Origin of the sequence: Kitasatospora sp. RG8 (assembly GCF_017813315.1) — a bacterium.
In the GTDB taxonomy this organism is placed as follows: domain Bacteria; phylum Actinomycetota; class Actinomycetes; order Streptomycetales; family Streptomycetaceae; genus Kitasatospora.
The window spans coordinates 39890-60496 of the sequence record NZ_JAGIYX010000018.1 but is presented as its reverse complement, the minus strand read 5'-3'; the positions used below and the strand labels follow the sequence as shown (position 1 = coordinate 60496).

Annotated in this window: 18 protein-coding genes; 10 read left to right on the top strand and 8 right to left on the bottom strand. The window is 74.3% G+C overall.

The window, feature by feature from the left end; translation table 11 throughout:
• Positions 1-2: 2 nt before the first annotated feature.
• Positions 3-215 (bottom strand): hypothetical protein, encoded by a 213-nt coding sequence (locus J5Y04_RS24935; RefSeq protein WP_209414343.1) that lies wholly within the window; start codon positions 213-215, stop codon positions 3-5.
• Between the two features lie 87 nt (positions 216-302).
• A complete protein-coding gene (locus J5Y04_RS24930) occupies positions 303-1214 on the bottom strand; it encodes a hypothetical protein (RefSeq protein WP_209414342.1) in 912 nt (303 codons plus the stop codon).
• A gap of 374 nt (positions 1215-1588) precedes the next feature.
• On the opposite strand from J5Y04_RS24930, the gene J5Y04_RS24925 reads away from it, so the two are divergent.
• Positions 1589-2992, top strand: coding sequence for a S41 family peptidase (locus tag J5Y04_RS24925; protein WP_209414340.1), 1404 nt, complete (start codon positions 1589-1591; stop codon positions 2990-2992).
• 93 nt (positions 2993-3085) lie between these two features.
• Here the strand turns inward: J5Y04_RS24925 and J5Y04_RS24920 are convergent, their stop codons facing one another.
• Positions 3086-4693 carry an ABC-F family ATP-binding cassette domain-containing protein gene (locus J5Y04_RS24920; RefSeq protein WP_209414339.1) on the bottom strand — a complete coding sequence of 536 codons (1608 nt, stop codon included), beginning with the start codon at positions 4691-4693 and terminating at the stop codon, positions 3086-3088.
• A gap of 514 nt (positions 4694-5207) precedes the next feature.
• Here J5Y04_RS24920 and J5Y04_RS24915 point away from each other — a divergent pair.
• From J5Y04_RS24915 to J5Y04_RS24900, 4 genes are all read left to right on the top strand, one after another.
• Positions 5208-6401 carry a hypothetical protein gene (locus tag J5Y04_RS24915; RefSeq protein ID WP_209414338.1) on the top strand — a complete coding sequence of 398 codons (1194 nt, stop codon included), beginning with the start codon at positions 5208-5210 and terminating at the stop codon, positions 6399-6401.
• A gap of 155 nt (positions 6402-6556) precedes the next feature.
• Positions 6557-8194 carry an ABC-F family ATP-binding cassette domain-containing protein gene (locus tag J5Y04_RS24910; RefSeq protein ID WP_209414337.1) on the top strand — a complete coding sequence of 546 codons (1638 nt, stop codon included), beginning with the start codon at positions 6557-6559 and terminating at the stop codon, positions 8192-8194.
• A gap of 168 nt (positions 8195-8362) precedes the next feature.
• Positions 8363-9049 carry a nitroreductase family protein gene (locus J5Y04_RS24905; protein ID WP_209414336.1) on the top strand — a complete coding sequence of 229 codons (687 nt, stop codon included), beginning with the start codon at positions 8363-8365 and terminating at the stop codon, positions 9047-9049.
• Positions 9050-9124: 75 nt separating this feature from the next.
• Positions 9125-9706, top strand: coding sequence for a GNAT family N-acetyltransferase (locus J5Y04_RS24900; RefSeq protein WP_209414335.1), 582 nt, complete (start codon positions 9125-9127; stop codon positions 9704-9706).
• Positions 9707-9836: 130 nt separating this feature from the next.
• Here J5Y04_RS24900 and J5Y04_RS24895 read toward each other — a convergent pair whose 3' ends face one another.
• The gene (locus J5Y04_RS24895; protein ID WP_209414334.1) at positions 9837-10793 is read right to left on the bottom strand and encodes an aldo/keto reductase; all 957 of its coding nucleotides are present in this window, start codon (positions 10791-10793) and stop codon (positions 9837-9839) included.
• A 64-nt stretch (positions 10794-10857) separates the two neighbouring features.
• On the bottom strand, positions 10858-11484 hold the full coding sequence (locus tag J5Y04_RS24890; protein WP_209414333.1) for a GDSL-type esterase/lipase family protein: 627 nt from the start codon (positions 11482-11484) through the stop codon (positions 10858-10860).
• Between the two features lie 272 nt (positions 11485-11756).
• Between J5Y04_RS24890 and J5Y04_RS24885 the strand changes: the two genes are divergently transcribed.
• Positions 11757-13316 (top strand): carbohydrate binding domain-containing protein, encoded by a 1560-nt coding sequence (locus tag J5Y04_RS24885; protein WP_209414332.1) that lies wholly within the window; start codon positions 11757-11759, stop codon positions 13314-13316.
• A 34-nt stretch (positions 13317-13350) separates the two neighbouring features.
• Here the strand turns inward: J5Y04_RS24885 and J5Y04_RS24880 are convergent, their stop codons facing one another.
• Positions 13351-14001 carry a LysE family translocator gene (locus J5Y04_RS24880; protein ID WP_209414331.1) on the bottom strand — a complete coding sequence of 217 codons (651 nt, stop codon included), beginning with the start codon at positions 13999-14001 and terminating at the stop codon, positions 13351-13353.
• A 231-nt stretch (positions 14002-14232) separates the two neighbouring features.
• Between J5Y04_RS24880 and J5Y04_RS24875 the strand changes: the two genes are divergently transcribed.
• From J5Y04_RS24875 to J5Y04_RS24860, 4 genes are all read left to right on the top strand, one after another.
• Positions 14233-15642 carry an SDR family NAD(P)-dependent oxidoreductase gene (locus J5Y04_RS24875; RefSeq protein ID WP_209414330.1) on the top strand — a complete coding sequence of 470 codons (1410 nt, stop codon included), beginning with the start codon at positions 14233-14235 and terminating at the stop codon, positions 15640-15642.
• Positions 15643-15766: 124 nt separating this feature from the next.
• Positions 15767-16681: a phosphatidylinositol-specific phospholipase C gene (locus J5Y04_RS24870; protein ID WP_245205376.1), complete on the top strand. Its 915-nt coding sequence runs from the start codon at positions 15767-15769 to the stop codon at positions 16679-16681.
• A 39-nt stretch (positions 16682-16720) separates the two neighbouring features.
• Positions 16721-17458, top strand: a complete 738-nt coding sequence (locus tag J5Y04_RS24865) for an MBL fold metallo-hydrolase (protein WP_209414329.1) — start codon at positions 16721-16723, stop codon at positions 17456-17458.
• A 181-nt stretch (positions 17459-17639) separates the two neighbouring features.
• Positions 17640-18299 (top strand): hypothetical protein, encoded by a 660-nt coding sequence (locus tag J5Y04_RS24860; protein ID WP_209414328.1) that lies wholly within the window; start codon positions 17640-17642, stop codon positions 18297-18299.
• Positions 18300-18524: 225 nt separating this feature from the next.
• Here the strand turns inward: J5Y04_RS24860 and J5Y04_RS24855 are convergent, their stop codons facing one another.
• Positions 18525-19853, bottom strand: coding sequence for a PQQ-binding-like beta-propeller repeat protein (locus J5Y04_RS24855; RefSeq protein ID WP_209414327.1), 1329 nt, complete (start codon positions 19851-19853; stop codon positions 18525-18527).
• Positions 19854-19944: 91 nt separating this feature from the next.
• Positions 19945-20496 carry a VanZ family protein gene (locus J5Y04_RS43610; protein ID WP_209414326.1) on the bottom strand — a complete coding sequence of 184 codons (552 nt, stop codon included), beginning with the start codon at positions 20494-20496 and terminating at the stop codon, positions 19945-19947.
• Between the last annotated feature and the right edge of the window lie 111 nt (positions 20497-20607).

The following is a 20607-nucleotide window of genomic DNA, read 5'->3' as shown; positions in this document are numbered from 1 at the left end:
GCTCACGCCGCGGGCGCGTCCTCCGGGAAGGCCGCGTCGAACTCCTCGCGGTGCTCCTTCCAGAACGCCACCGCGTGGTCGACGAAGACCCGCCGCTGCTGCTCCCGCACGCTGAGATCGTGGACGTACGCCCTGACGCTCTTGCCGTCGGCTGCGGCGGCCTCGCGGATGGCGGCGAGTTCGTGCTCCGTGTACTCGATGTTGAGCGCTGGCATGGCGCCGATGGTACTGGAGGGCAAGGGAGTTGGGTACCGGACCGGCACTGCTCCGGTCCGCCGCACACCGCCTCCGGCGCGCGCCCGCTACGACGCGCCGATTCGCCCGAGCACCAGGCCTTCGGCCACCAGGACGTTCACCGCCACCAGCCCCTGGCCGGGCGTGTGTGCGGCCGTCCACCCGCTCGCCAGGTACGGCCCGCCCGCATCCCCGGACCGGACCGCCGACCAGCCGCGCTCCGCCGCCAGCGCCTGCCGGACGACGGCCATCGCCGCCTCGGGCGCCACCGTGACCGGCCCGAGGAGGGCCTGGCAGCCCACCGCCCCCGGGTCCGCCGGCGGCAGGCCGTCCGTCGACTCGGCCACCGCCTCCGGGCCCAGGTCCGCCAGTCGGACGCGACCGAGCAGTTCCTCGAAGAGCTCGCCGGCACGCCGCTCGTCGACCCCGGCGAACTCGCCGCCCAACCGGACCCAAATGGCGAAGGAACGCCGGTGCCACTGCGCGAGCTCCCCCTCGTCCTCGTCCGTCCACGGCAGCACCGGCCCCTCGGGCAGCAGCTCCGTCGGCCCCTCGGTCCCCGGCTCCGCCGGCCCGGACACGCCGGACCCGCACTCCCCCGGCGGGCCGTCCCCGGCCGGGTCGCCGCCGAGCCGGACGTCCAGCTGGTACGCGCCGAACCGGCCGGCGGACCGGAGGTCCCTGACCCGCCCGGCCGGCGTCCGCCCGCCGGTGAACTCGAAGCGCTCCGGGTCCAGGCCGAGCCGCTCGGCGAGCGGGGTGACGGCGGCCCGGAGGTCCCGGCGGGCGTCCTGCGCCGGCACCGGCAGCACCACGAGCAGCTCGACGCCGATGCCGTCGTCGTCGTGGCGCAGCTCGACCGCCGCCGGGGAGAGTTCGGCGACGAGCGGCAGGCAGGCCCGGAGGGCGGCGGCCGGGCTGCGGGTCTCACCGAGTTCGAGAAGGATCCGGACCACGACGTCGGACGGTGCGTATTCCACCCGGGCATCCTCGCCGAGCTCCCACGGGGCATCAAAGGGGTTTCCGTGGATACCTCCCAGGTCGTAGCCGGGTGCGCCGCGGCGTCGTCCTCAAGGCCGGTGGTGGACCGGTCCCGCGGGTGACGCCGCCGTCGGGCCGGGGTCCGTACCGTCGGCGGGGAGGGCGGCGGAGGGTTCCGCGGGGGAGGCCCGAGGGGTGGTGGGGTTCCGGCGGGCCGGGTGTTCACCCGGCCGGGGGGCCGCCGCCGTGCCGGTGCGGTGTCGTGCCGGTCCGGCCCGGGCGGCCCGGCAGGATCCACGGGACAGTCCCGACGAGACGGCGGAGGCCGGCATGAGGTTCGGACGGATGGCAACGGGCGGCGGGGGCCACCGCGGTGGCGCTCGCGGTGACGGTGGGGGCGGCGGCACCCGTGTTCGCCGCACCCGGCGGGCCCGGGCAGGAGGGGCGGCCGGGTGCGAACCGGCTGGAAGGGGTGTGGCGCACGGACGGCTACGGCGCGGTCATGGCGATCTCCGGCGACCGGCTCACCTCGTACGACGTGACGCGGTCCAGCTGCACGCCGGGCCTGCTCAGCGAGCGGCAGGTGGGCGCCCCCGAGCCCGGCGGGGCGACCCGGTACGGACCCCCGGACAAGACCTTCGCCGAGCTGACGGTGACCCCGCGCGGTCACGGGCGGGCGGTGCTCAAGGCCGACGCGTCGGTCGGCACCGTGACCCTGGAACGGCTGCCCGGGCTGCCGGCGCTCTGCCGGCAGCCGGCCGCCGACGACCCGCTCGCGGTCTTCGACCGGTTCTGGGAGAACTTCGAGGAGAACTACCCGTTCTTCGCCGCCAAGGGCATCGACTGGCACGCCGTCCGGGACCACTACCGGCCGCAGGTCGGCCCGCAGACCACCGACGACCGGCTCCAGCAGATCTTCGTCGAGATGATCGAGCCGCTGCACGACGCGCACACCGGGCTGGCCCGTGCCCGTGCCGGCGGGGGCCTCACCCCGGTCTTCGGGGGCTTGCGGCCCGGGACGGCCCAGCCGACCGAGGAGCTGAGGAAACGGTCGGCGGAGGCCGTCGCGGCCCAGCTCCTGGCACCCGAGGTGCTCTTCGGCGGCGGCAGGCTGGGGGTGGGCGAACTCCCCGGCGGGATCGGCTACCTGCGGGTCAGCGGCTTCGACGACTACGTCGACGACGGCGGCTACCAGGACCAGGCCGCCGAGCTCGACCGGGCCCTGGACGCCCTGCTGGCCGGACCGGCCCGGCCGCACGGGCTGGTGATCGACGTCCGGCTGAACGGCGGCGGGTCGGACGAGCTCGGGCTGCGGATCGCCGCCCGGCTCACCGACCGGCCCTACCTCGCCTACCGCAAGGTGGCCCGGAACGACCCGGACGACCCCACCCGCTTCACCACCCCGCAGCCGATCCCCGTCCGGCCGGCGGCCGGCGCGCGCCACACCGGGCCGGTCGCCCTGCTCACCGCCGGCTCGACGGTGAGCGCGGGCGAGACCTTCACCCAGGCGCTGATCGCGCGCAGCCCGCACGTCACCCGGATCGGGGAGAACACCCAGGGCGTCTTCTCCGACATCATGATCCGGCTGCTGTCGCCGACGTTCGCCGTCATCCTGCCGAACGAGAAGTTCCTGACCCCCGACGGCTCCTCCTTCGACGGGCCGGGCATCCCTCCGGACGTGCGCACACCGGTGTTCACCCCCGAGGAGCTGGAGGGGCTCAAGGACTCGGCGCTGAGCCGGGCCCGCCAGGCCCTCGGCGGTTCCTCCGGCACGTAGCCGAACCCCCGGTGCGCGCCGCCAGCCGGTGACGCACCACCGGCCGGCACGCGCTGCGGGCCGGTGGGGGCCGGTGGCGCGCACCGGTACGCGCTACATCGGCTCCACCGCCCGCAGTTCGCCGTCCAGCTCCAGCCAGCGGGTGAGCCCCAGGCCGCGCAGGAACGGCAGGTCGTGGCTGACCACGATCAGCGCGCCCTGATAGGCGGCGAGGGCCTCGGTGAGCTGGCGGACGCTGGCCAGGTCGAGGTTGTTGGTCGGCTCGTCGAGCAGCAGGAGCTGCGGCGGCGGGTCGGCCAGCAGCAGGGCGGCCAGGGTGGCGCGGAACCGCTCGCCGCCGGAGAGGGTCGCGGCGGGCTGGTCGGCCCGGCCGCCGCGGAACAGGAACCGGGCCAGCCGGGCCCGGATCGCGTTGTCCCCCGCGTTCGGCGCGAACCGCTTGACGTTCCCGGCGATGGTGAGGCCGTCGTCCAGCAGGTCGAGCCGCTGGGGCAGGTGGCGCACCGGCACCGGGGTGGTGATCTCGCCCTCCAGCGGGGCGAGTTCACCGGCGATGGCACGCAGCAGGGTGGTCTTGCCGGAGCCGTTGCGGCCGACCAGCGCGATCCGCTCGGGGCCGCGGAGGTCGAGGTCGGCGGTGGCGCCGTACGGCAGCCGGACCTTCTGCAGGGTGAGCACGGTGCGGCCGGCCGGGACGGCCGTGCGGGGCAGGTCGATCCGGATCTCGGCGTCGTCCCGCACCGCCTCCTCGGCGGCGGTGAGCCGCTGCCTGGCCTCCTCCAGCCGCTCGGTGTGCATGCCCTGGAGCCGGCCCGCCGTCTCCTGGCCCTGGCGCTTCAGCATGCCGCGGAAGATGTGCGGGTCGTTGCGGGTGACCGAGCGCTTCTTGCCGTAGCTGGCGCTGCGCTCCAGCCGGATGCGCGCCTCGGCGAGGTCCCGCTTCTGGCGCTGGACGTCGGCCTCGGCGTTGCGCAGCATCCGCTCGGCCGTCTCCTGCTGGGCGGCGAGGGTGCGCTCGTACTCGGCGAAGTTCCCGCCGTACCAGGTGACCTGGCCGTCCCGGAGGTCGGCGATCTGGTCGACGTGCTGGAGCAGCTCGCGGTCGTGGCTGACGATCAGCATCACCCCGCTCCAGCCGGCCACCGTCTCGTAGAGCCGCTCGCGGGCGGCCCGGTCGAGGTTGTTGGTGGGTTCGTCGAGCAGCAGGACGTCGGGGCGGCGCAGCAGCAGGGCGGCGAGCCTGAGCAGCACCGCCTCGCCGCCGGAGAGCTCGCCGGTGGTGCGGTCGAGCCCGAGCCGGTGCAGGCCGAGCCGGTCGAGCGTGGCGCGGGCGCGCTCCTCGACGTCCCAGTCCTCGCCGACGGCGTCGAAGTGGCGCTGGTCGGTGTCGCCGGCCTCGATGGCGTGCAGGGCCTCGCGGGTGGCCCGGACGCCGAGCGCCTCGTCGACCCGCAGGCCGGTGTCGAGGGTGAGGCCCTGCGGCAGGTAGCCGAGCTCGCCGCCGACCTTGACGGTGCCCGCGGTGGGGGTGAGTTCGCCGGCGACGAGGCGCAGCAGGGTGGACTTCCCGGCGCCGTTGAGCCCGATCAGGCCCGTCCGGCCGGGGCCGACGGCGAGGTGGAAGCCGTCCAGGACCGTTTTCCCGTCGGGCCATTCGAAGCCGAGGTCGGTGCAGAGGACGGAGGTGATGGGTTGTGCCATGGGTGGCCTCCCGGGTGGTTGCCTGCGGTCTGGGGAGCAACACGGGAAACACCGCAGGAGTGCACGCAGGGAGGTGGCGGGGGCCGGGGGCCGTCAAGGGCCGCGGACCGGCTCACCACTGAGGTCGCGCACTCGCACACTCACGGACCGCGGGCAGCGGGACTGCATCGGCAGGGCTGCATCGACGAGCGCCGACGGAACTGTGTCGGGGAGGCTGCGTCGACGGGCTGCATCGGCAGGCTGCATCGCGGCGGGGGCGGTGTCTCGGGACCTCAGTAGAGCAACGGCCTTCTCCTGTTCTGACGGGTGGCACGGATGACGCTACGGAGGCCCGCAGGCACCTGCAACCGATTTTCCTCCGTGCCGATCACGTGCCGATCCGGTGACAACCGCGTCCCGGTCAGGGGCGGATGTAAGGACGCCTTTATCCGCATGGCAGACTCCTCACCTGCCGTACGAGTGGCCCGGGCGTCCCCGGAACGTACGGCGTCCATCCACAGGGGGAATTGAACTGATGTCACACATATCCCGGACGACTCGTGCTGCACTGGGCGCCTCCGTGGTCGCGCTGACGATGGTGGTCGCGACGGCGTGCGGGCCGGACAACAGCGACACGACCGGGGCCGAGACCGCGGCGCCCACCACCGCGGCCACCAGCACGGACAAGCCGGGCGCGGCGCCGATCAAGCTGCCCAGCCTCGACGAGCTGAAGAAGTGGAAGTACGACGACTGGGAGAAGTTCGCCCAGCAGAACGTGATCACCCCGGCCGTGAAGGGCTACTGGGACCTCCAGAAGATCCTGAAGGCCAAGCCGTCCAAGCCCGGCCAGCCGAACCCGCAGCCGACGACGGCACCCACCGCCCAGCCGACCGGTACGGCCTCGGGCCAGCCCACCTCCCAGCCGGACGGCGGCAACGACCCGATGCCGAAGCTGGTCGAGGAGAAGCCCGTCCCGCACCCGTTCGCCAAGAACTTCCACGTGAACGGCAAGCTGTTCTTCCAGGACGGCAACCAGGAGTACGTCTGCTCCGGCACCGTCGTCTCCGACCCGGCCAACCCCGGCAAGAGCAACCTGGTGTGGACCGCCAGCCACTGCCTGCACGGCGGCAAGGGCGGCAAGTCGCACACCAACATCACCTTCGCCCCGGCGTTCAACAGCACCGGCGCGCTGAGCGGCGGCAAGCAGGGCTCGCTGGCGCAGGCCGAGCCGTACGGCGAGTGGGGCGCGGTCGCCGGCATCGTCTCCCCGACCTGGTCGAGCGAGGCCGACCCGGAGTACGGCGGCGCGTGGAGCCAGTACGACTTCGGCATCATCCGGGTGGCCAACCCGGACGGCAGCAACAAGTCGCTGGAGGAGGTCGTCGGCGGTTCGGTGCCGGTCTGGTTCAACGCCCCGCGCGACCAGATCACCGCGGTCAGCAGCTACGGCTACCCGGCCGGCAAGCCCTTCGACGGCATGGAGCTGGAGCACTGCGACAGCCCCAAGCCGGTCCGCCACACGATCGACCCGAGCCGCCCGGCGATGCTGACCATCGGCTGCAACGGCACCGGCGGCGACAGCGGCGGCGGCTGGTTCGCCACCAAGGACGGCAAGCAGGTCCTGGTGTCGGACACCTCCATCGGCGGCAACGACAACACCTGGGAGGCCGGCCCGTACCTGGACGACGTCGCCCAGCACGCGCTGGAGTACATCTCCAAGAAGAAGTGACCCCGGGCACGTCCTGAGGCGTCCGCGTCCGGGGGCGGCCCGCGTCCCGGACGCGCGCCGCCCCCGGACGACCCGTGTTCCGGGCCGCCGGGGCCCGCGGCCTCACCGCCGCGGGCCCCGGCGTGTTCCCCGGCTCTTCTAGAATCGGGGACATCATGAGCGCCACACTCGTAGTCAAGGACCTCAGCGCCGGCCACGGCGACCGCACCCTCTTCTCCGGCCTGGACCTGGTCGTCGCCCCCGGGGACGTGATCGGGCTGGTCGGCGTGAACGGCGCCGGCAAGTCGACGCTGCTGCGGCTGCTGGCCGGGCTGGACACCCCCGAGGGCGGGTCGCTGCGGCTCAGCCCGGCGTCCGCCAACGTCGGCCACCTGCCGCAGGAACCGGAGCGGCGGGAGGGCGAGTCGGTCCGGGACTTCCTGGCCCGGCGCACGGGCGTCGCGGCGGCGCAGGCCGCGCTGGACGAGGCCACCGAGGGCCTGGTCGAGAGCCGCCCCGGCGCCGACGACGCGTACGCGACCAGCCTGGACCGCTGGCTGGACCTGGGCGGCGCCGACCTGGAGGAGCGGGCCGAGGAGGTCGCCGACTCGCTCGGGCTCAAGGTCTCGCTCGACCTGCCGATGACGGCGCTCTCCGGCGGCCAGGCCGCCCGGGCCGGCCTGGCCTCGCTGCTGCTCTCCCGCTACGACGTCTTCCTCCTCGACGAGCCCACCAACGACCTCGACCTGGACGGCCTGGAGCGGCTGGAGTCCTTCGTGAAGGGCCTGCGCGCGGGCACCGTGCTGATCAGCCACGACCGCGAGTTCCTGGCCCGCACCGTCACCAAGGTGCTGGAGCTGGACCTCGCCCAGCAGCAGGTCAACCTGTACGGCGGCGGCTACGAGGCCTACCTGGAGGAGCGCGCGACGGCCCGCCGGCACGCCCGCGAGGAGTACGAGGAGTACGCCGACACCAAGGCGGGCCTGGAGGCCCGGGCGCGGATGCAGCGCGGCTGGATGGAGAACGGCGTGCGCAACGCGCGCCGCAAGGCCGGCGACAACGACAAGATCGGGCGCAACATGCGCTCCGAGTCCACCGAGAAGCAGGCCGCCAAGGCCCGGCAGACCCAGCGGATGATCGAGCGCCTCGACGTGGTCGACGAACCGCGCAAGGAGTGGGAGCTGCGGATGGAGATCGCCACCGCACCGCGCTCCGGCTCGGTGGTCGCCACCCTGCGTGCGGCGACCGCCCGCCGCGGCGGCTTCGCCCTCGGCCCGGTGGACCTGCAGATCGACTGGGCCGACCGGGTCGCCATCACCGGCGCCAACGGCGCGGGCAAGTCGACCCTGCTGGCCGCGCTGCTCGGCCGGCTCGAGCTCGACGGCGGCAGCGCCGTGCTGGGCTCGGGCGTGGTGGTCGGCGAGGTGGACCAGGCACGCGGGCTGTTCCTCGGCGGCGAACCGCTGGCGGAGGCGTTCGCCGCCGCCGTACCGGAGCTCACGCCGGAGGAGGTGCGCACGCTGCTGGCCAAGTTCGGCCTGAAGGCGGCCCACGTGCTGCGCGCGGCCGACACCCTCTCCCCCGGCGAGCGCACCCGGGCGGCGCTGGCGCTGCTCCAGGCCCGCGGGGTCAACCTGCTGGTGCTGGACGAGCCCACCAACCACCTGGACCTGCCCGCCATCGAGCAGCTGGAGTCCGCGCTCGCCTCGTACACCGGCACGCTGCTGCTGGTCACGCACGACCGGCGGATGCTGGACACGGTGGCGGTGAACCGGCGGATCGAGGTCAGGGACGGGCGCGTCCACGAGAGCTGAGCCCGGACGGGCCCGGCGTTTCCGGCGCGGGCGTTTCCGGTGCCGGCCCGGCGTTTCCGGCACGGGCCCGGCGTTTCCGGCGCGGGCCCGGCGTTTCCGGACCGGCCGGGGAAGTGGTCTGGACCTTACCTCTTCCCCGGCCGCCCGCCATGTGCTGTGCTGTCGGCCATGGTTGACAGTGCAGTTGACGACACCGCGGCCGGGACGCCCCACCCCACCGTCCCGCTGACCCCGATGACCGTGCCCGCCCACGAGGCGGAGGCGCGCAGCCGTTCCTTCCACGACGTGATGGCACGGCGACGGACCGTCCGCGACTACTCGACCCGCCCGATCCCGGACGGCGTGGTCGAGTGGGCGGTCCGCACCGCGAACACCGCACCCAGCGGCGCGCACGTCCAGCCGTGGCGGTTCGTGGTGATCACCGACCCGGAGCGCAAGCGGGCCCTGCGCGAGGCCGCCGAGGCGGAGGAACGCGAGTTCTACGCACACCGGGCCTCCGAGGAGTGGCTGGCCGCGCTGGCCCCGATCGGCACCGACTGGCGCAAGCCCTTCCTGGAGGACGCGCCCGCCGTGATCGTGGTGTTCGAGGTGCACAAGGGCCCGCACTCACCGCGCCCCTACTACACCAAGGAGTCGGTCGGCATCGCGGTCGGCCTGCTGCTCGCCACCCTGCACCAGGCCGGGCTGGCCACGCTCACCCACACCCCGAGCCCGATGAGGTTCCTCAACGAGGTGTGCGAACGGCCGTCCGAGGAACGGGCCGCGTACGTGATCCCGGTGGGCTACCCCGCGGACGGCGCGCGCGTCCCCGACCTTCGGCGCAAGGAGCTCGACGACGTCCTGGTGCGCCTCTGACGCGCCCCCGGGCTGCGCCCCGTCCCGGCGCGTTCCCGGTGGTGGCAGGTCTGGACCATGGTCATAATCGCGGTCATGAGTCCTGTCATGCCCCGGTCCTGTGAGGTCTCCCCCGGCCGGCCGCCGGAACTGCTGCGGCTGGCCGGCGGCGTCTCGCTGCACCGCCGCTCGACCGACCACGCGGCCGCGCTCAACGCCGCCGTCCGCGCCAACCTGGAGCACCTGCGGCCCTGGCTGGAGTGGGCGGCCGAGGCGCCCAGCCCCGCCCAGACCGTCGAGGTCACCAGAGCAGGGGTCGCGGCCTGGGACGCCGGCACCGACTACATCTACCTGGTCGGCCTGGACGCCCGGCCCGGCAGCGTGATCGGCTCGTTCGGCCTGCACGGCCGGATCGGCCCGGGCGCGCTGGAGATCGGCTACTGGGTGGACGCGGAGCACGTCGGCCGGGGCATCGCCACCGCCGCCGCCGAGGCGCTCACCGGGGCCGCGCTCGCCCTGCCCGGCGTCGGGCGGGTGGAGATCCACTGCGACCAGGCCAACGCGGCCAGCGCCGCCGTGCCGCGCAAGCTCGGCTACCGGCTCGCCCGGATCGACGACGCGGCGGTCCGGGCACCGGGCGAGACCGGGCGGCAACTGGTCTGGGTCAAGGAGCGGTGAGCCGGGGCGGGCCGCCGGTCGTTGCGACGGCCCGCCCCGGGGCCGCCCGGCACCACGGCCCGGAGCCCCGACCCGCCGTCCCGGCCCGCCGCTTCCGCGCGGCACGACCGGCGCACTCGGTACCGGGCGCTCAGTACCGCCCGCCGGTCGGGGCCTGGAGGGCGTCCAGCTCGGCGAGGTCCGCCGCCGGGAGCACCACGTCGGCCGCGCCCGCGTTGTCCACCAGGTACTTCGGCGTCTTCGTGCCCGGGATCGGCAGGACGTAGCGGCCCTGCGCCAGCACCCAGGCCAGCGCCACCTGCGCCGGCGTCGCACCGACCCGCGCGGCGACCTCCTTCACCTTCTCCACCAGGGCCAGGTTGGCCGCCAGCGCGTCCTCCTGGAACCGCGGCAGCGAGCGGCGGAAGTCGTCCGCCGCCAGCTGGTCGGCGGAGGAGATGCTGCCGGTGAGGAAGCCGCGGCCGAGCGGCGAGAACGGGATGAAGGCGATGCCCTCCGCCTCGGTGTACGGCACCACCTCGGCCAGCGCGTCCCGTGTCCAGAGCGACAGTTCGGACTGCACCGACGCCACCGGGTGCACCGCCTGCGCCCGCTTGATCTCCTCGACGCCCACCTCGGAGAGCCCGATCAGGCGCGCCTTCCCGGCCGCGACGACCTCGGCGAGCGCACCCCAGGTCTCCTCGATCGGCACCTGCGGGTCCACCCGGTGCAGCTGGTAGAGGTCGACGTGGTCGGTGCCGAGGCGACGCAGGCTCTCGTCGATCGAGCGCCGCACGTGCTCGGGACGGCCGTTGTTCTCCACCCGCTTGTCGCCGGTGCCGGCCACCAGGCCGACCTTGGTGGCCAGCACCGCGCGCTCCCGGTACGGGCCGGCCAGCGCGGCGCCGACCACCTCCTCGTTGCTGTACGGGCCGTAGACGTCGGCTGTGTCGATCAGGGTGACGCCGAGGTCCAGCGCCTCCCGGATCACCCGCACCGAGGTCTCGTCGTCGCGGTCCTGCAGGCCGTAGGCCCAGGTCATGCCCATGCAGCCGAGACCGACCACACCGACCTCGGGACCCTGCTGACCAAGTGTGGAGGTACGCATCTTCCGGTGCTCCTTCATGTCGCGGATCAACGGCTTCACCCTCTCTCTTGGAGTGCGCTCTAGGTCAAGCCGCCTCCCCGGCGAGCCACTCCCACCAGCCGCCGGCCAGCACGAGGTCGGCGAGGAACCGGTAGCCGCCCGCCCCCGGGTGGGCGCCGTCGCCACCGCCGGCCTCGGCGGCCCAGACCGGATCCGCGGCGACCGCGGCCGTCACGTCGACGAACGGCACGCCGCGTGCGGCACAGAGCACAGCCGTCCTCTCGGCCAGGGTCAGCAGCCGGCCCAGGTGCTCGGCGCCCCAGCCGACCACCGGGGGCGGCCCGACCACCAGGACGCCGAGGCCGCGCTCGCGGGCGCCGTCCAGCAGTGCGGCCAGGTTCTCCAGGCAGCGCTCCGGCGCCACCCGCGGCCGGCCGTCCTCCAGGGTGGTGTCGTTGGCGCCGACCGAGACCACCAGCCGGTTGTCCGCCCCGGGCAGGGTCCGCGCGTCGACCTCCGGCCAGATCCGGCGCAGCACGTCGGCCGAGGTGTTGCGCCGGATGCCCAGGTTGAAGGCCGTGAGGTCCTCGGGCGGCCCCGCGGCCGCCGCGGTCGCCTGGAGCACCCGGCCGACCCAGCCCCGGAACTCCGGGTCGCCGACGCCCTGGGTGAAGGAGTCCCCGATGAAACAGATGCGCAAGTCCTTGATCATCGGGTCACCGTAGGGGGGCGGCCGGCCGCGGCGCGGATCTTTTCACAGGGCGGACTCCCCCGTCCCCGTACGCCGACAGCCGGAGCCTTAAACCGTTCCTAAAACCTTCCCAGCAGCCCCCTCTGATGTGCCGTAGGTGCTTGACGTGCACAGCTGGTCTAGTCCAGTTTGAAGCTGCACCGCGCACCTCCCCGCACCGGACCACACCCCCGCCCGCCCCCGCCCGCGCCCCCTCGCGAGGCGGCGGCCGGCCGTCCCGAGAGGCACCCCACATGCCACGCGCGCCCCACGACACCCCCGCGCCCGAAACCCCCGCGCCCGACGCCGCCGCGGCCGGCGCCCCCGCCCGGCACCGCCGCCCCGCGGGCCGGGTCAAACTGCTCAGCCTCGCCGCCGCCACCGCACTGGCCGCCGGCGGGCTCGCCACCCTTGCCGGGAGCGCCGGCGCGGCCGACGGCAACCTGCTCGTCAACGCCGGTTTCGAGAGCGGCTCACCCGCCCCGTGGAGCTGTTCCGGCAGCACCGGCTCGGTCGTCAACTCGGGTGCGCACAGCGGCTCCTACGCGCTGAAGGGCGCCGCCGGCAGCAGCGACACCGCGCAGTGCGGCCAGAGCGTCACCGTGCAGCCCAACACCAGGTACACGCTGAGCGCCTGGGTCCAGGGCCAGTACGTCTACCTCGGCGCCACCGGCAGCGGTGTCACCGACCCGGCCGTCTGGACTCCCGGCGGCGCCGCCTGGCAGCAGCTGTCCACCACGTTCACCACCGGACCGGCCACCACCAGCGTCACCGTCTACCTGCACGGCTGGTACGGGCAGGGCGCCTACCTGGCCGACGACGTCACGCTCACCGGTCCCGGCGGCAACCCGTCCACCCCGCCGCCGACTTCGGGCACGCCGACGCCCACCGGCACACCCACCGGCACGGGGACGCCCACCACGCCGCCGCCGAACGTCGCCGTCCCGGTGGCCCCGTACATCGACATGGGCGCGTGGCCCACGCCGTCCCTGCCCGCGATGGCCACGGCCGGCGACCTGAAGTCCTTCACCATGGGCTTCGTCACCGGCGTCGGCTGCAAGGCCAGCTGGTTCAACGCCTACGACCCGCGCACCGGTTGGGCCAAGGACCAGGTGGACGCACTGCGGGCGGCCGGCGGCGACGTCAAGGTCTCCTTCGGCGGTGCCAGCGGCACCGAACTCGCCGCCGCCTGCACCACGGTGGACTCGCTGTTCGCCGAGTACGACGCCGTGGTCAAGGCGTACAACCTGCGCTACGTCGACTTCGACATCGAGGGCGCGGCGATCGCGGACACCGCCGCCAACGACCGCCGCTCGGCCGCGCTCGCCAAGCTGCAGAAGGCCAACCCGGGCCTGAAGGTCTCGTTCACGCTGCCGGTGCTGCCCGAGGGCCTGACCAGCGAGGGCGTCGCGATCGTGAAGTCCGCCCGGGACGCCGGCGTGGCCGTCGACCTGGTGAACATCATGGCGATGGACTACTACCGCAGCGGCGCCGACTACGGCGACGCGGCGGTCCAGGCGGCGCAGTCGCTGTACGGCCAGCTCAAGACGCTCTACCCGGCGAAGGGCGACGCGCAGCTCTGGGCCATGGTCGGCGTCACGCCGATGATCGGCGAGAACGACGACCACCAGGTCTACAACCAGGCGGACGCCCAGCAGCTGGTCGCCTTCGCCAAGCAGCACCACCTCGGCGAGCTGGCCTTCTGGGACGCCACCCGGGACGCCAACGCCTGCACCGGGGCGCTGTTCAAGTGCACCAACATCCCGCAGCAGCCGTACGAGTTCGCGAAGATCTTCGCCCAGTACGGCGGCTGAGCCGCGGTGCCGGCGGCCCCCGCCCGTCGAAGGGTCAGGGGGTCGCCAGCACCACCCGCGAGCGGTCGGCCGCGAGCCGCAGCGCGAAGCCGGCCATCGCGGTGCCCATCAGGTAGCGGTGCACCCGCTGCCAGAGCGGACGGCGGGCGAAGAACGAGGACACCGAACCGGCCGTCAGCACGAACACCGCGTTGCCGGCGATGCCGACCGCGATCTGCGTCAGGCCCAGCAGCAGGCTCTGGACGGCGACGTGGCCGCGCTCGGGCTGGACGAACTGCGGCAGCAGCGAGACGTAGAGGATCGCGATCTTGGGGTTCAGCAGGCAGGTCAGCAGACCCATGCCGAAGAGCCGGCCCGGCCGGTCGGCGGCCAGCTCCTGCGGCGCGAAGGCCGAACTGCCGCCCGGGCGGACGGCCTTCCACGCCAGCCAGAGCAGGTAGCCGGCGCCGGCGAACTTCATCGTCAGGTAGATCTCCGGCACCAGTGCGAACACCGTCGCGATGCCGGCCGTCGCCGCGAACAGGTAGGCCAGGAAGCCGACGAGGACGCCCGCCAACGAGATGAGCCCGGCCCGGCGGCCCTGGGTGACCGAGCGGGAGACCAGGTAGATCATGTTCGGACCCGGGATCAGCACCATCCCCAGCTCCACCGCCGCGATTCCGGCCACCGCACTGAGGCTCACCATCGTGCTCTCCCTGTTCCCCGCTCTGGTCGCGGCACATCACTCCGCGATCAAGGCCCTCATCCTACGAATAATGTGATCACACTCCTGGGGCGCGGCCGGTACAGTCCTCCCCACTGCCCGGGCGTCGCACATCGGCAGGCGCCCCGCCCCGCTCGGGCGTACAGCCGGTTCGAGTCCGACGGGGCCACCGAGCCACCACGGCACAGCACAGCACAGCACAGGGGGACGGACATGGCGCTCCGGAGCGACGGGAACCCATCGGCCGACGTGGTCACCGCCGAGGAACTGGCCGCCTTCAGCCGCACGCTCGGACGCCTGCGCGCCCTCCCCGCCGGCGACCGCGTCCGGCGGCACGCCGAACGGCAGTTGGAGTCCTTCGTCCGCGAGAGCCGCAAGCGCCGCCGCCAGAGCGCCAAGGACGAGGCCCGGAAGACCGACGCCGAGCTGATCGCCGCCACCGCGACCGGGGCCCGCGACCGGCGCGAGGACGCGCCGCTGGCCGGGCGTCCGACCGGCGCCCCGCTCGGCGAACTCCTACTCGGCCGCCGGTGCTACGTCTGCAAGCAGCCCTACCGCCAGGTGGACGCCTTCTACCACTCGCTCTGCCCGGTCTGCGCCGCCGACAACACCGCCCGCCGCGCCCTCACCACCGACCTGCGCGGACGCCGTGCGCTGCTCACCGGCGGCCGGGTCAAGATCGGCTTCCAGCTCGCCCTGATGATGCTGCGCGACGGCGCCGAACTGATCGTCACCAGCCGGTTCCCGCACGACACCGTCCGCCGGTTCCGTGCCGCACCGGGCTCCGCCGACTGGTGGAGCCGCCTCACGGTGGTCGGCATCGACCTGCGCGACCCGCGCCAGGTGCTCGGTCTCACCGATCACCTCCGTGCCGACGGGCGCCCGTTGGACATCCTGGTCAACAACGCCGCGCAGACCCTGCGCCGCCCGCCCGGGTCGTACGCGCTGCTGGCCGCCGGCGAGCAGTCCGCCCTGCCGGCCGCCTCGGCCGCCGCGGTGACGCACGCACCCGGGTTCCGGCCGATGCCGGCCCTCGCCCCGGCCTGGCCGGCCGCCGAACTCGACGCCTCACCCGCCGCGTTGACGGCCGAGGTGTTGCCCGACACCGCCGACGAGGCCGGGCTGCTGCCCGACCTCGCCCCCGCCAACTCCTGGTCCGTCCGGCTCGGCCGGCTCGACCCCGGCGAGGTGCTGGAGACCCAGCTCGTCAACGCCCTCGCCCCTGCGCTGCTCTGCGACCGGCTGCTCCCGCTGCTGCTGGCCTCCCCCAACCCCCGCCGCTACATCGTCAACGTCACCGCGGTGGAGGGCCGGTTCGCCGTCCGCAACAAGACCGCCGGTCACCCGCACACCAACATGGCCAAGGCAGCCCTCAACATGCTCACCCGCACCAGCGCCGATGAACTCGCCCTCCAGGACGTCCACATGTGCGCCGTCGACACCGGCTGGATCACCGACGAGAACCCGGCCCCCAAGAAGGCCCGCCTCTGCGCCGACGGCTTCCGGACCCCGCTCGACATCGTCGACGGCGCCGCCCGCGTCTACGACCCGATCGTCCGCGGCGAGGCCGGCGCACCGGTGTCGGGCGTCTTCCTCAAGGACTACCGCGAGGCGGCCTGGTGAGCCCCGCACCTCACACGCGGTCCTGCTGACCGCACCCCTGGGCAGAGCGGGCCGGCATCCCAACAATGGGCATGTCATAAGCTCGTCCCGTCCCACTCTTCACACCCAACGGGGGTACCGATCCATGTCCCTGAACACCCGTACGCCGATGAGCAGGCGCACCCTCGGCCGCACCGCCCTGCTCGGCGCCCTCGCCGCCGCCGGGCTGGGCACGGGCATGCCGCACGCCTCGGCGGCCACCGTCCCGGCCGGATCGGACTGGATGGGCGCCGTCGACCCGCAGACCTCCCTCGCGCGACTCACCCTCCCCGGCACGCACGACTCCTGCTCGCTCCACGGAGGAGGACTGGCGCAGACTCAGACGCTCTCGCTGCCCGACCAGTTGGCGATGGGCGTCCGCTTCCTCGACATCCGGTGCCGTGCCATCGACGGCGTCTTCGCGATCCACCACGGGCCGGTCTTCCAGAAGATCTTCTTCGGCGACGTCCTCAACCAGTGCCAGGCCTTCCTCGCCGCACACCCCGGCGAGACCCTGGTGATGCGGGTCAAGCAGGAGTACTCCACCGTCTCCGACGCCGAGTTCGGCGCCCTCTTCGCCGACTACCTGCGCCGCTGGCCGGGCCTGGTCCGGACCGAGGACGGGATCCCGCGCCTGGGCGAGGTGCGCGGCCGGATCGTCCTGATAGCCGACAACTCAGGCCTGCCCGGCCTCCGTTGGGGCGGCCCGCACACCGACATCGAGGACGACTACGAGATCGGCACCATCTTCGACCTCAACTCCCGGAAGTGGCCGGAGGTTTCCGCCCACCTGGACGCCGCCCGCACCGCCACCGACCCGCAGCGGCTCTTCCTCACCTTCACCTCCTGCACCGGCTGGGGCCTCTGGCCGCGCCAGGCCGCCGACGCCATCGCGCCCAAGCTGAGCGGCTACCTCGCAGCGCTCGACCGGTCCGCCCGGCCGGTGCTGGGCACCGTCCCGATGGACTTCGTCACGGCCGGTCCGGTGCGCTCGCTCTACGCGCTGAACTTCGGCGCCTGACCCTCCCGGGCCCGCCCCGCGGCGTGAGAACATCGCCTGATGCGCAGACTGACGGTGCTGGGTACGTGCGGGGCCTGGCCGGAGGCCGGGCGGGGTGCCAGCGGCTTCCTGCTGGAGTACGACGGGTTCCGCGTCGTGCTGGACCTCGGCTACGCGACGCTCCCCCGGCTGCTGGAGCACGCGCCCGCCGGGGACGTCGACGCGGTGGTCGTCACCCATGAACACCCCGACCACTGCGCCGACCTCAGCGCCCTCTGCCGCGCCCGCTACTTCGCGCAGCCGCGCGGTCCCCGCGTGCCGTTGTACTGCCCGCCCGGGGTCGTCGGGCGGGTCCAGGCGATGGAGCCGACCGAGGACCTGCACGAGGTCTTCGACGTGCACGAGCTCCCGGGGAACCACCGCGTGGGACCGTTCGCCCTCGATGCGGCCCTGCTGCCGCACCACGTCCCGCACGCCGGCGTCCGGTTGGCCGCCCCCGGCCTGACGCTCGCCTACAGCGGCGACGCCGGCCCGGACGAGGCGCTCGCCCGGCTGGCGGCGGACGCGGACCTGTTCATCGCCGGCGCCACCCTCCAGGGCACCGGGCCCGGGAACGACGACCCCTGTCTGATGAGCGCCGCGACGGCCGGCACCTGGGCGGCCCGGGCCGGCGCCCGGCGGCTGCTGCTCACGCACTTCTGGCCCGGCAGCGACCGCGCGCGCTCGGCCTCGGAGGCCGGGAGCACCTTCACCGGCGAGATCGTCACCGCAGACGAGGGGCTGCTGGTCGCCCTCTAGGCGGGTCCTCCCGGCGTACTCCCGGCGCGGTGGCAACCGGCCCGCGAGGGGTGCTCGGCGAACCCCACGTGCGCTGGACCCCACGTGCACCGGACCCCACGTACGCCGGACCCCACGTACGCCGGACCCCACGTACGCCGGACCCCACGTACGCCGGACCCCACGTACGCCGGACTGCTACGTGCACCAGAACAGGAACGGCGTGCAGGTCGGCGTGGGCTTCGGTGTGCTGGTGGCCGAGGGCCGCGGGGTGGTCGTCGGGGCCGTGCTCGGCACCGGCTGGGCCGGCGGGGCGGGCGCCGGTTCCGCGGCGCCGGTGGTCGCCGGGGCCGGCGGCGCGCCGGCTTTGGCGGAGGCGGAGGCGGAGGCCGCCGGTGCGGAGGCCGTGGTCGTGGTGGGCCCGGCCGGGCGGGAGCTGGTGCGTGTGGCGGTCGGCACGGCCCGGGTGCTGGTCGCGGCCGGTGCGGCCGGGGGCGTGGTGGGGGCCTGGGACGCTCCGCTCTGCGGCTCCGCCGTGGCCGGCCGGCCCGCGCCCGGGGCCGGCGGCGGGGTCTCCTCGCCGTTCGCGGCCAGGGCCGCCACGCCGAGGCCCGCGACGGCCAGGCCCACGACCGACAGCACGAGCACGCCAGGACGCCGGCCGGACCGACGCGCGGTGCGCCGCTGGGCGGACCGTCCGGCCGGCCGCCCGGAGAACGGGGGCGACGGCTCGGCGAGCGCCGGACGCGGTGCGACCGGGGTGTCCGGGACGCCGGTCGGTGTGTCCCCGGCGCCCGCGGGGGTGCCGCAACCGGGACAGGCGAGGGCGCCGTTCAGGTGGCGGCGGCAGGGTGCGCAGTAGTCCATGTGATCTTCCCGTGCTGCCGGGGTGGCCGGCACACGCCGGTGGTCGTCGGCCGGCTCCGCGCACGTCGTCGTGCGCATGCGGAGCCTAGGCAGCCCGCCTGTGGGGATTCCACACCTCACGGTGAGGCTTCTGAAAAGATGCCGTGTCGCCGCGCGCGCCGGGCCCGGACGTGGTGCCTGCGATCGCCCGGCGCGCCCGCCCCCTCCGCCCCGGCCCGCGTCAGCGCAGCCGGAACATCTGGACCGGCGCCCAGGTGTCGTGCCCCCAGTCCGACACCCGCAGCAGGCGGTCGCCGTCCAGGTGGAACCGGCCCTCGGTGCCGACCTGGAAGGTGGTCAGCCTGCGCACGGCCGACACCCGTCCGGTGGCTCCGTCCAGGACGTGGAGGTGCACGGTGCCGTCCGCCTCGCCGGACGGGGCGACCCACTTGCTCAGGACGAGGACGGAGCCCTCGACGCGGAACAGGCCGGTGATCCTCTCCTTGGACCGCCAGGTCCAGCGCACACCGCCGCCGGCCCGGGCGAACGCCGTCAGGTGGTCGTACGCCCCGGGGCCGGGACGGGTCGGGACGACGACGACCTCCTCCGTCGCCACCACGGGCCGGTCCGCCCCGATTCCGACCCGGCCGAGCACCAGCTCGCCGTGCCCGCCGACGGCGGGGATCCGCGCGGTGACCTCTCCCCGGTCGTCGAGGACGAACAGCGTCGGCTCCGAGGCGCGCAACCCCTTGCCCTCGACCAGCAGGACCGGCGGGTCCTGGTGCGCGACGTGCACGTCGGCGACCCGGCCGTCGAAGGGGAGGTCCGTCGCCGGGCCGGTGCTTCCCTCGGCGGCGCCGATCCGGCGCACGGTGGCCCGACCGCCCACGACCACGACCTGGACGAGGCCGGTCCCGGCCGTGGCCAGCCGGCCGGCCGTGCCCTTGCCGGCCGGGGGCGGCGTCCAGACCGGCCGCCCGCTGCGCAGGTCGCGGGCCACCAGGTGACGGTCGCTCAGCACCACCGCCCGGCCCGGGACCGCGGCCACCATGCCCGCCATCGGTTCGTCGTACTCGGAGTAGTACCGCCGGTCGTCGAACTCGGGCTCGAACGACCACAGGGCCTCACCACTGCGGACCTCGAAGGCGGTGACCGTGATGCGGCCCAGCCGACCGTCGTCCTCGTCCGCGTGGACCGCTAGCCCGACGCCGTCCGCCACCTGGTCGCTCATCGCGACCAGCACGCCCCGACGCGGTACGGTCCAGCTCCAGCCGGGCCTCCCGGTCTCGGTCGCGAAGCCGTGCAGCCCCTCCAGGGAGCCCCGGACCACCAGACCGGGGACGCACCAACTGCCCTTCCCGCCATGCCCCTTACCGGGTCGTCCGGGCGCCTCCCAGGCCGGCTTCTGCTGCCACAGCCGCCGGCGGCGAAGCCCGTGGACCACCTCGCCGGAGCGATCGGCCTCGACCCCCGGTCCGGTGCCCGTTCCTGGCGCGGTGGCGTCTGCGGTGCCCGTGGCGTCTGCCGTGTCCGTGGCGTCTGCGACGTCCGTGGTGCGGTCCGACGGCATGGTTCCCCCCTGGTGTTCGGCAGGCGTCATGCTAGGGCCCCGCCCCGGTAGCGGGTACGGCTCGGCGGCGAAAGCCCCGCGCCCGCCCCCGCTACGCCCCGCCCGCGCGCAGCGAACGCGCGCCCGCCCGGGCGAACGGGCCGGCCAGCAGGCCCAGCGCCGCGCCGAGGGCGAGGCCGAGCAGGTTGTCCGCGACGTCCTGCATGTCGCAGGCCCGGCCGATGGCGGGCACCGCGTACTGGGCGAGCTCCACCACGAACGGCAGCGCGACCGCGACCGCCAGGACGGCCACCACCCGGGGCTTGGTGCCGGCGAGGGCGGCGGCGAGGCCGATCGGCAGGAACACCAGGATGTTCAGGTCGGCCTGGCGCGAGGTCATCCACTCGCCCGGCGGGCGCAGCCGCGCGCCGGTCAGGGTGCAGTGCCGGACGGCGAACCGGGAGTACTCCCAGAACGGTCCCTGCGTGTCAGGGAGCAGCGAGAGCGTCACCACCCCGCCCAGTGCGAGCAGCAGCACGAACGCCACCGCCCAGTGGGCCCGCAGCAGTCGCCCCACCGGCCGGTTCAGCAGGGCGGCCGGCACCAGCGAGCAGAGCAGCCCGGGCCAGAACATCGGCATCGTGCCGAGGACAGCTGTGATCACGCCAGAACGGACGCGTCGGACTGCTGCCCGGTTCTCCGTCCCGGCGGAAAGGACGCGGGGGCCGCCTCGACTCCGGCCGCGCCCCCTCCCACCACCCGCCGGCCGCACTCC

What these genes read in the sequence shown, in the direction of transcription:
- J5Y04_RS24915 (WP_209414338.1), top strand. Translation starts at nt 5,208, where the DNA reads ATGTCACACATATCCCGGACGACTCGTGCTGCACTGGGCGCCTCCGTG.
- J5Y04_RS24865 (WP_209414329.1), top strand. Translation starts at nt 16,721, where the DNA reads ATGCGCAGACTGACGGTGCTGGGTACGTGCGGGGCCTGGCCGGAGGCC.
- J5Y04_RS24875 (WP_209414330.1), top strand. Translation starts at nt 14,233, where the DNA reads ATGGCGCTCCGGAGCGACGGGAACCCATCGGCCGACGTGGTCACCGCC.
- J5Y04_RS24890 (WP_209414333.1), bottom strand. Translation starts at nt 11,484, where the DNA reads ATGATCAAGGACTTGCGCATCTGTTTCATCGGGGACTCCTTCACCCAG.
- J5Y04_RS24935 (WP_209414343.1), bottom strand. Translation starts at nt 215, where the DNA reads ATGCCAGCGCTCAACATCGAGTACACGGAGCACGAACTCGCCGCCATC.
- J5Y04_RS24910 (WP_209414337.1), top strand. Translation starts at nt 6,557, where the DNA reads ATGAGCGCCACACTCGTAGTCAAGGACCTCAGCGCCGGCCACGGCGAC.
- J5Y04_RS24870 (WP_245205376.1), top strand. Translation starts at nt 15,767, where the DNA reads ATGTCCCTGAACACCCGTACGCCGATGAGCAGGCGCACCCTCGGCCGC.
- J5Y04_RS24855 (WP_209414327.1), bottom strand. Translation starts at nt 19,853, where the DNA reads ATGCCGTCGGACCGCACCACGGACGTCGCAGACGCCACGGACACGGCA.
- J5Y04_RS24920 (WP_209414339.1), bottom strand. Translation starts at nt 4,693, where the DNA reads ATGGCACAACCCATCACCTCCGTCCTCTGCACCGACCTCGGCTTCGAA.
- J5Y04_RS24900 (WP_209414335.1), top strand. Translation starts at nt 9,125, where the DNA reads ATGAGTCCTGTCATGCCCCGGTCCTGTGAGGTCTCCCCCGGCCGGCCG.
- J5Y04_RS24905 (WP_209414336.1), top strand. Translation starts at nt 8,363, where the DNA reads ATGGTTGACAGTGCAGTTGACGACACCGCGGCCGGGACGCCCCACCCC.
- J5Y04_RS24895 (WP_209414334.1), bottom strand. Translation starts at nt 10,793, where the DNA reads ATGCGTACCTCCACACTTGGTCAGCAGGGTCCCGAGGTCGGTGTGGTC.
- J5Y04_RS24885 (WP_209414332.1), top strand. Translation starts at nt 11,757, where the DNA reads ATGCCACGCGCGCCCCACGACACCCCCGCGCCCGAAACCCCCGCGCCC.
- J5Y04_RS24880 (WP_209414331.1), bottom strand. Translation starts at nt 14,001, where the DNA reads ATGGTGAGCCTCAGTGCGGTGGCCGGAATCGCGGCGGTGGAGCTGGGG.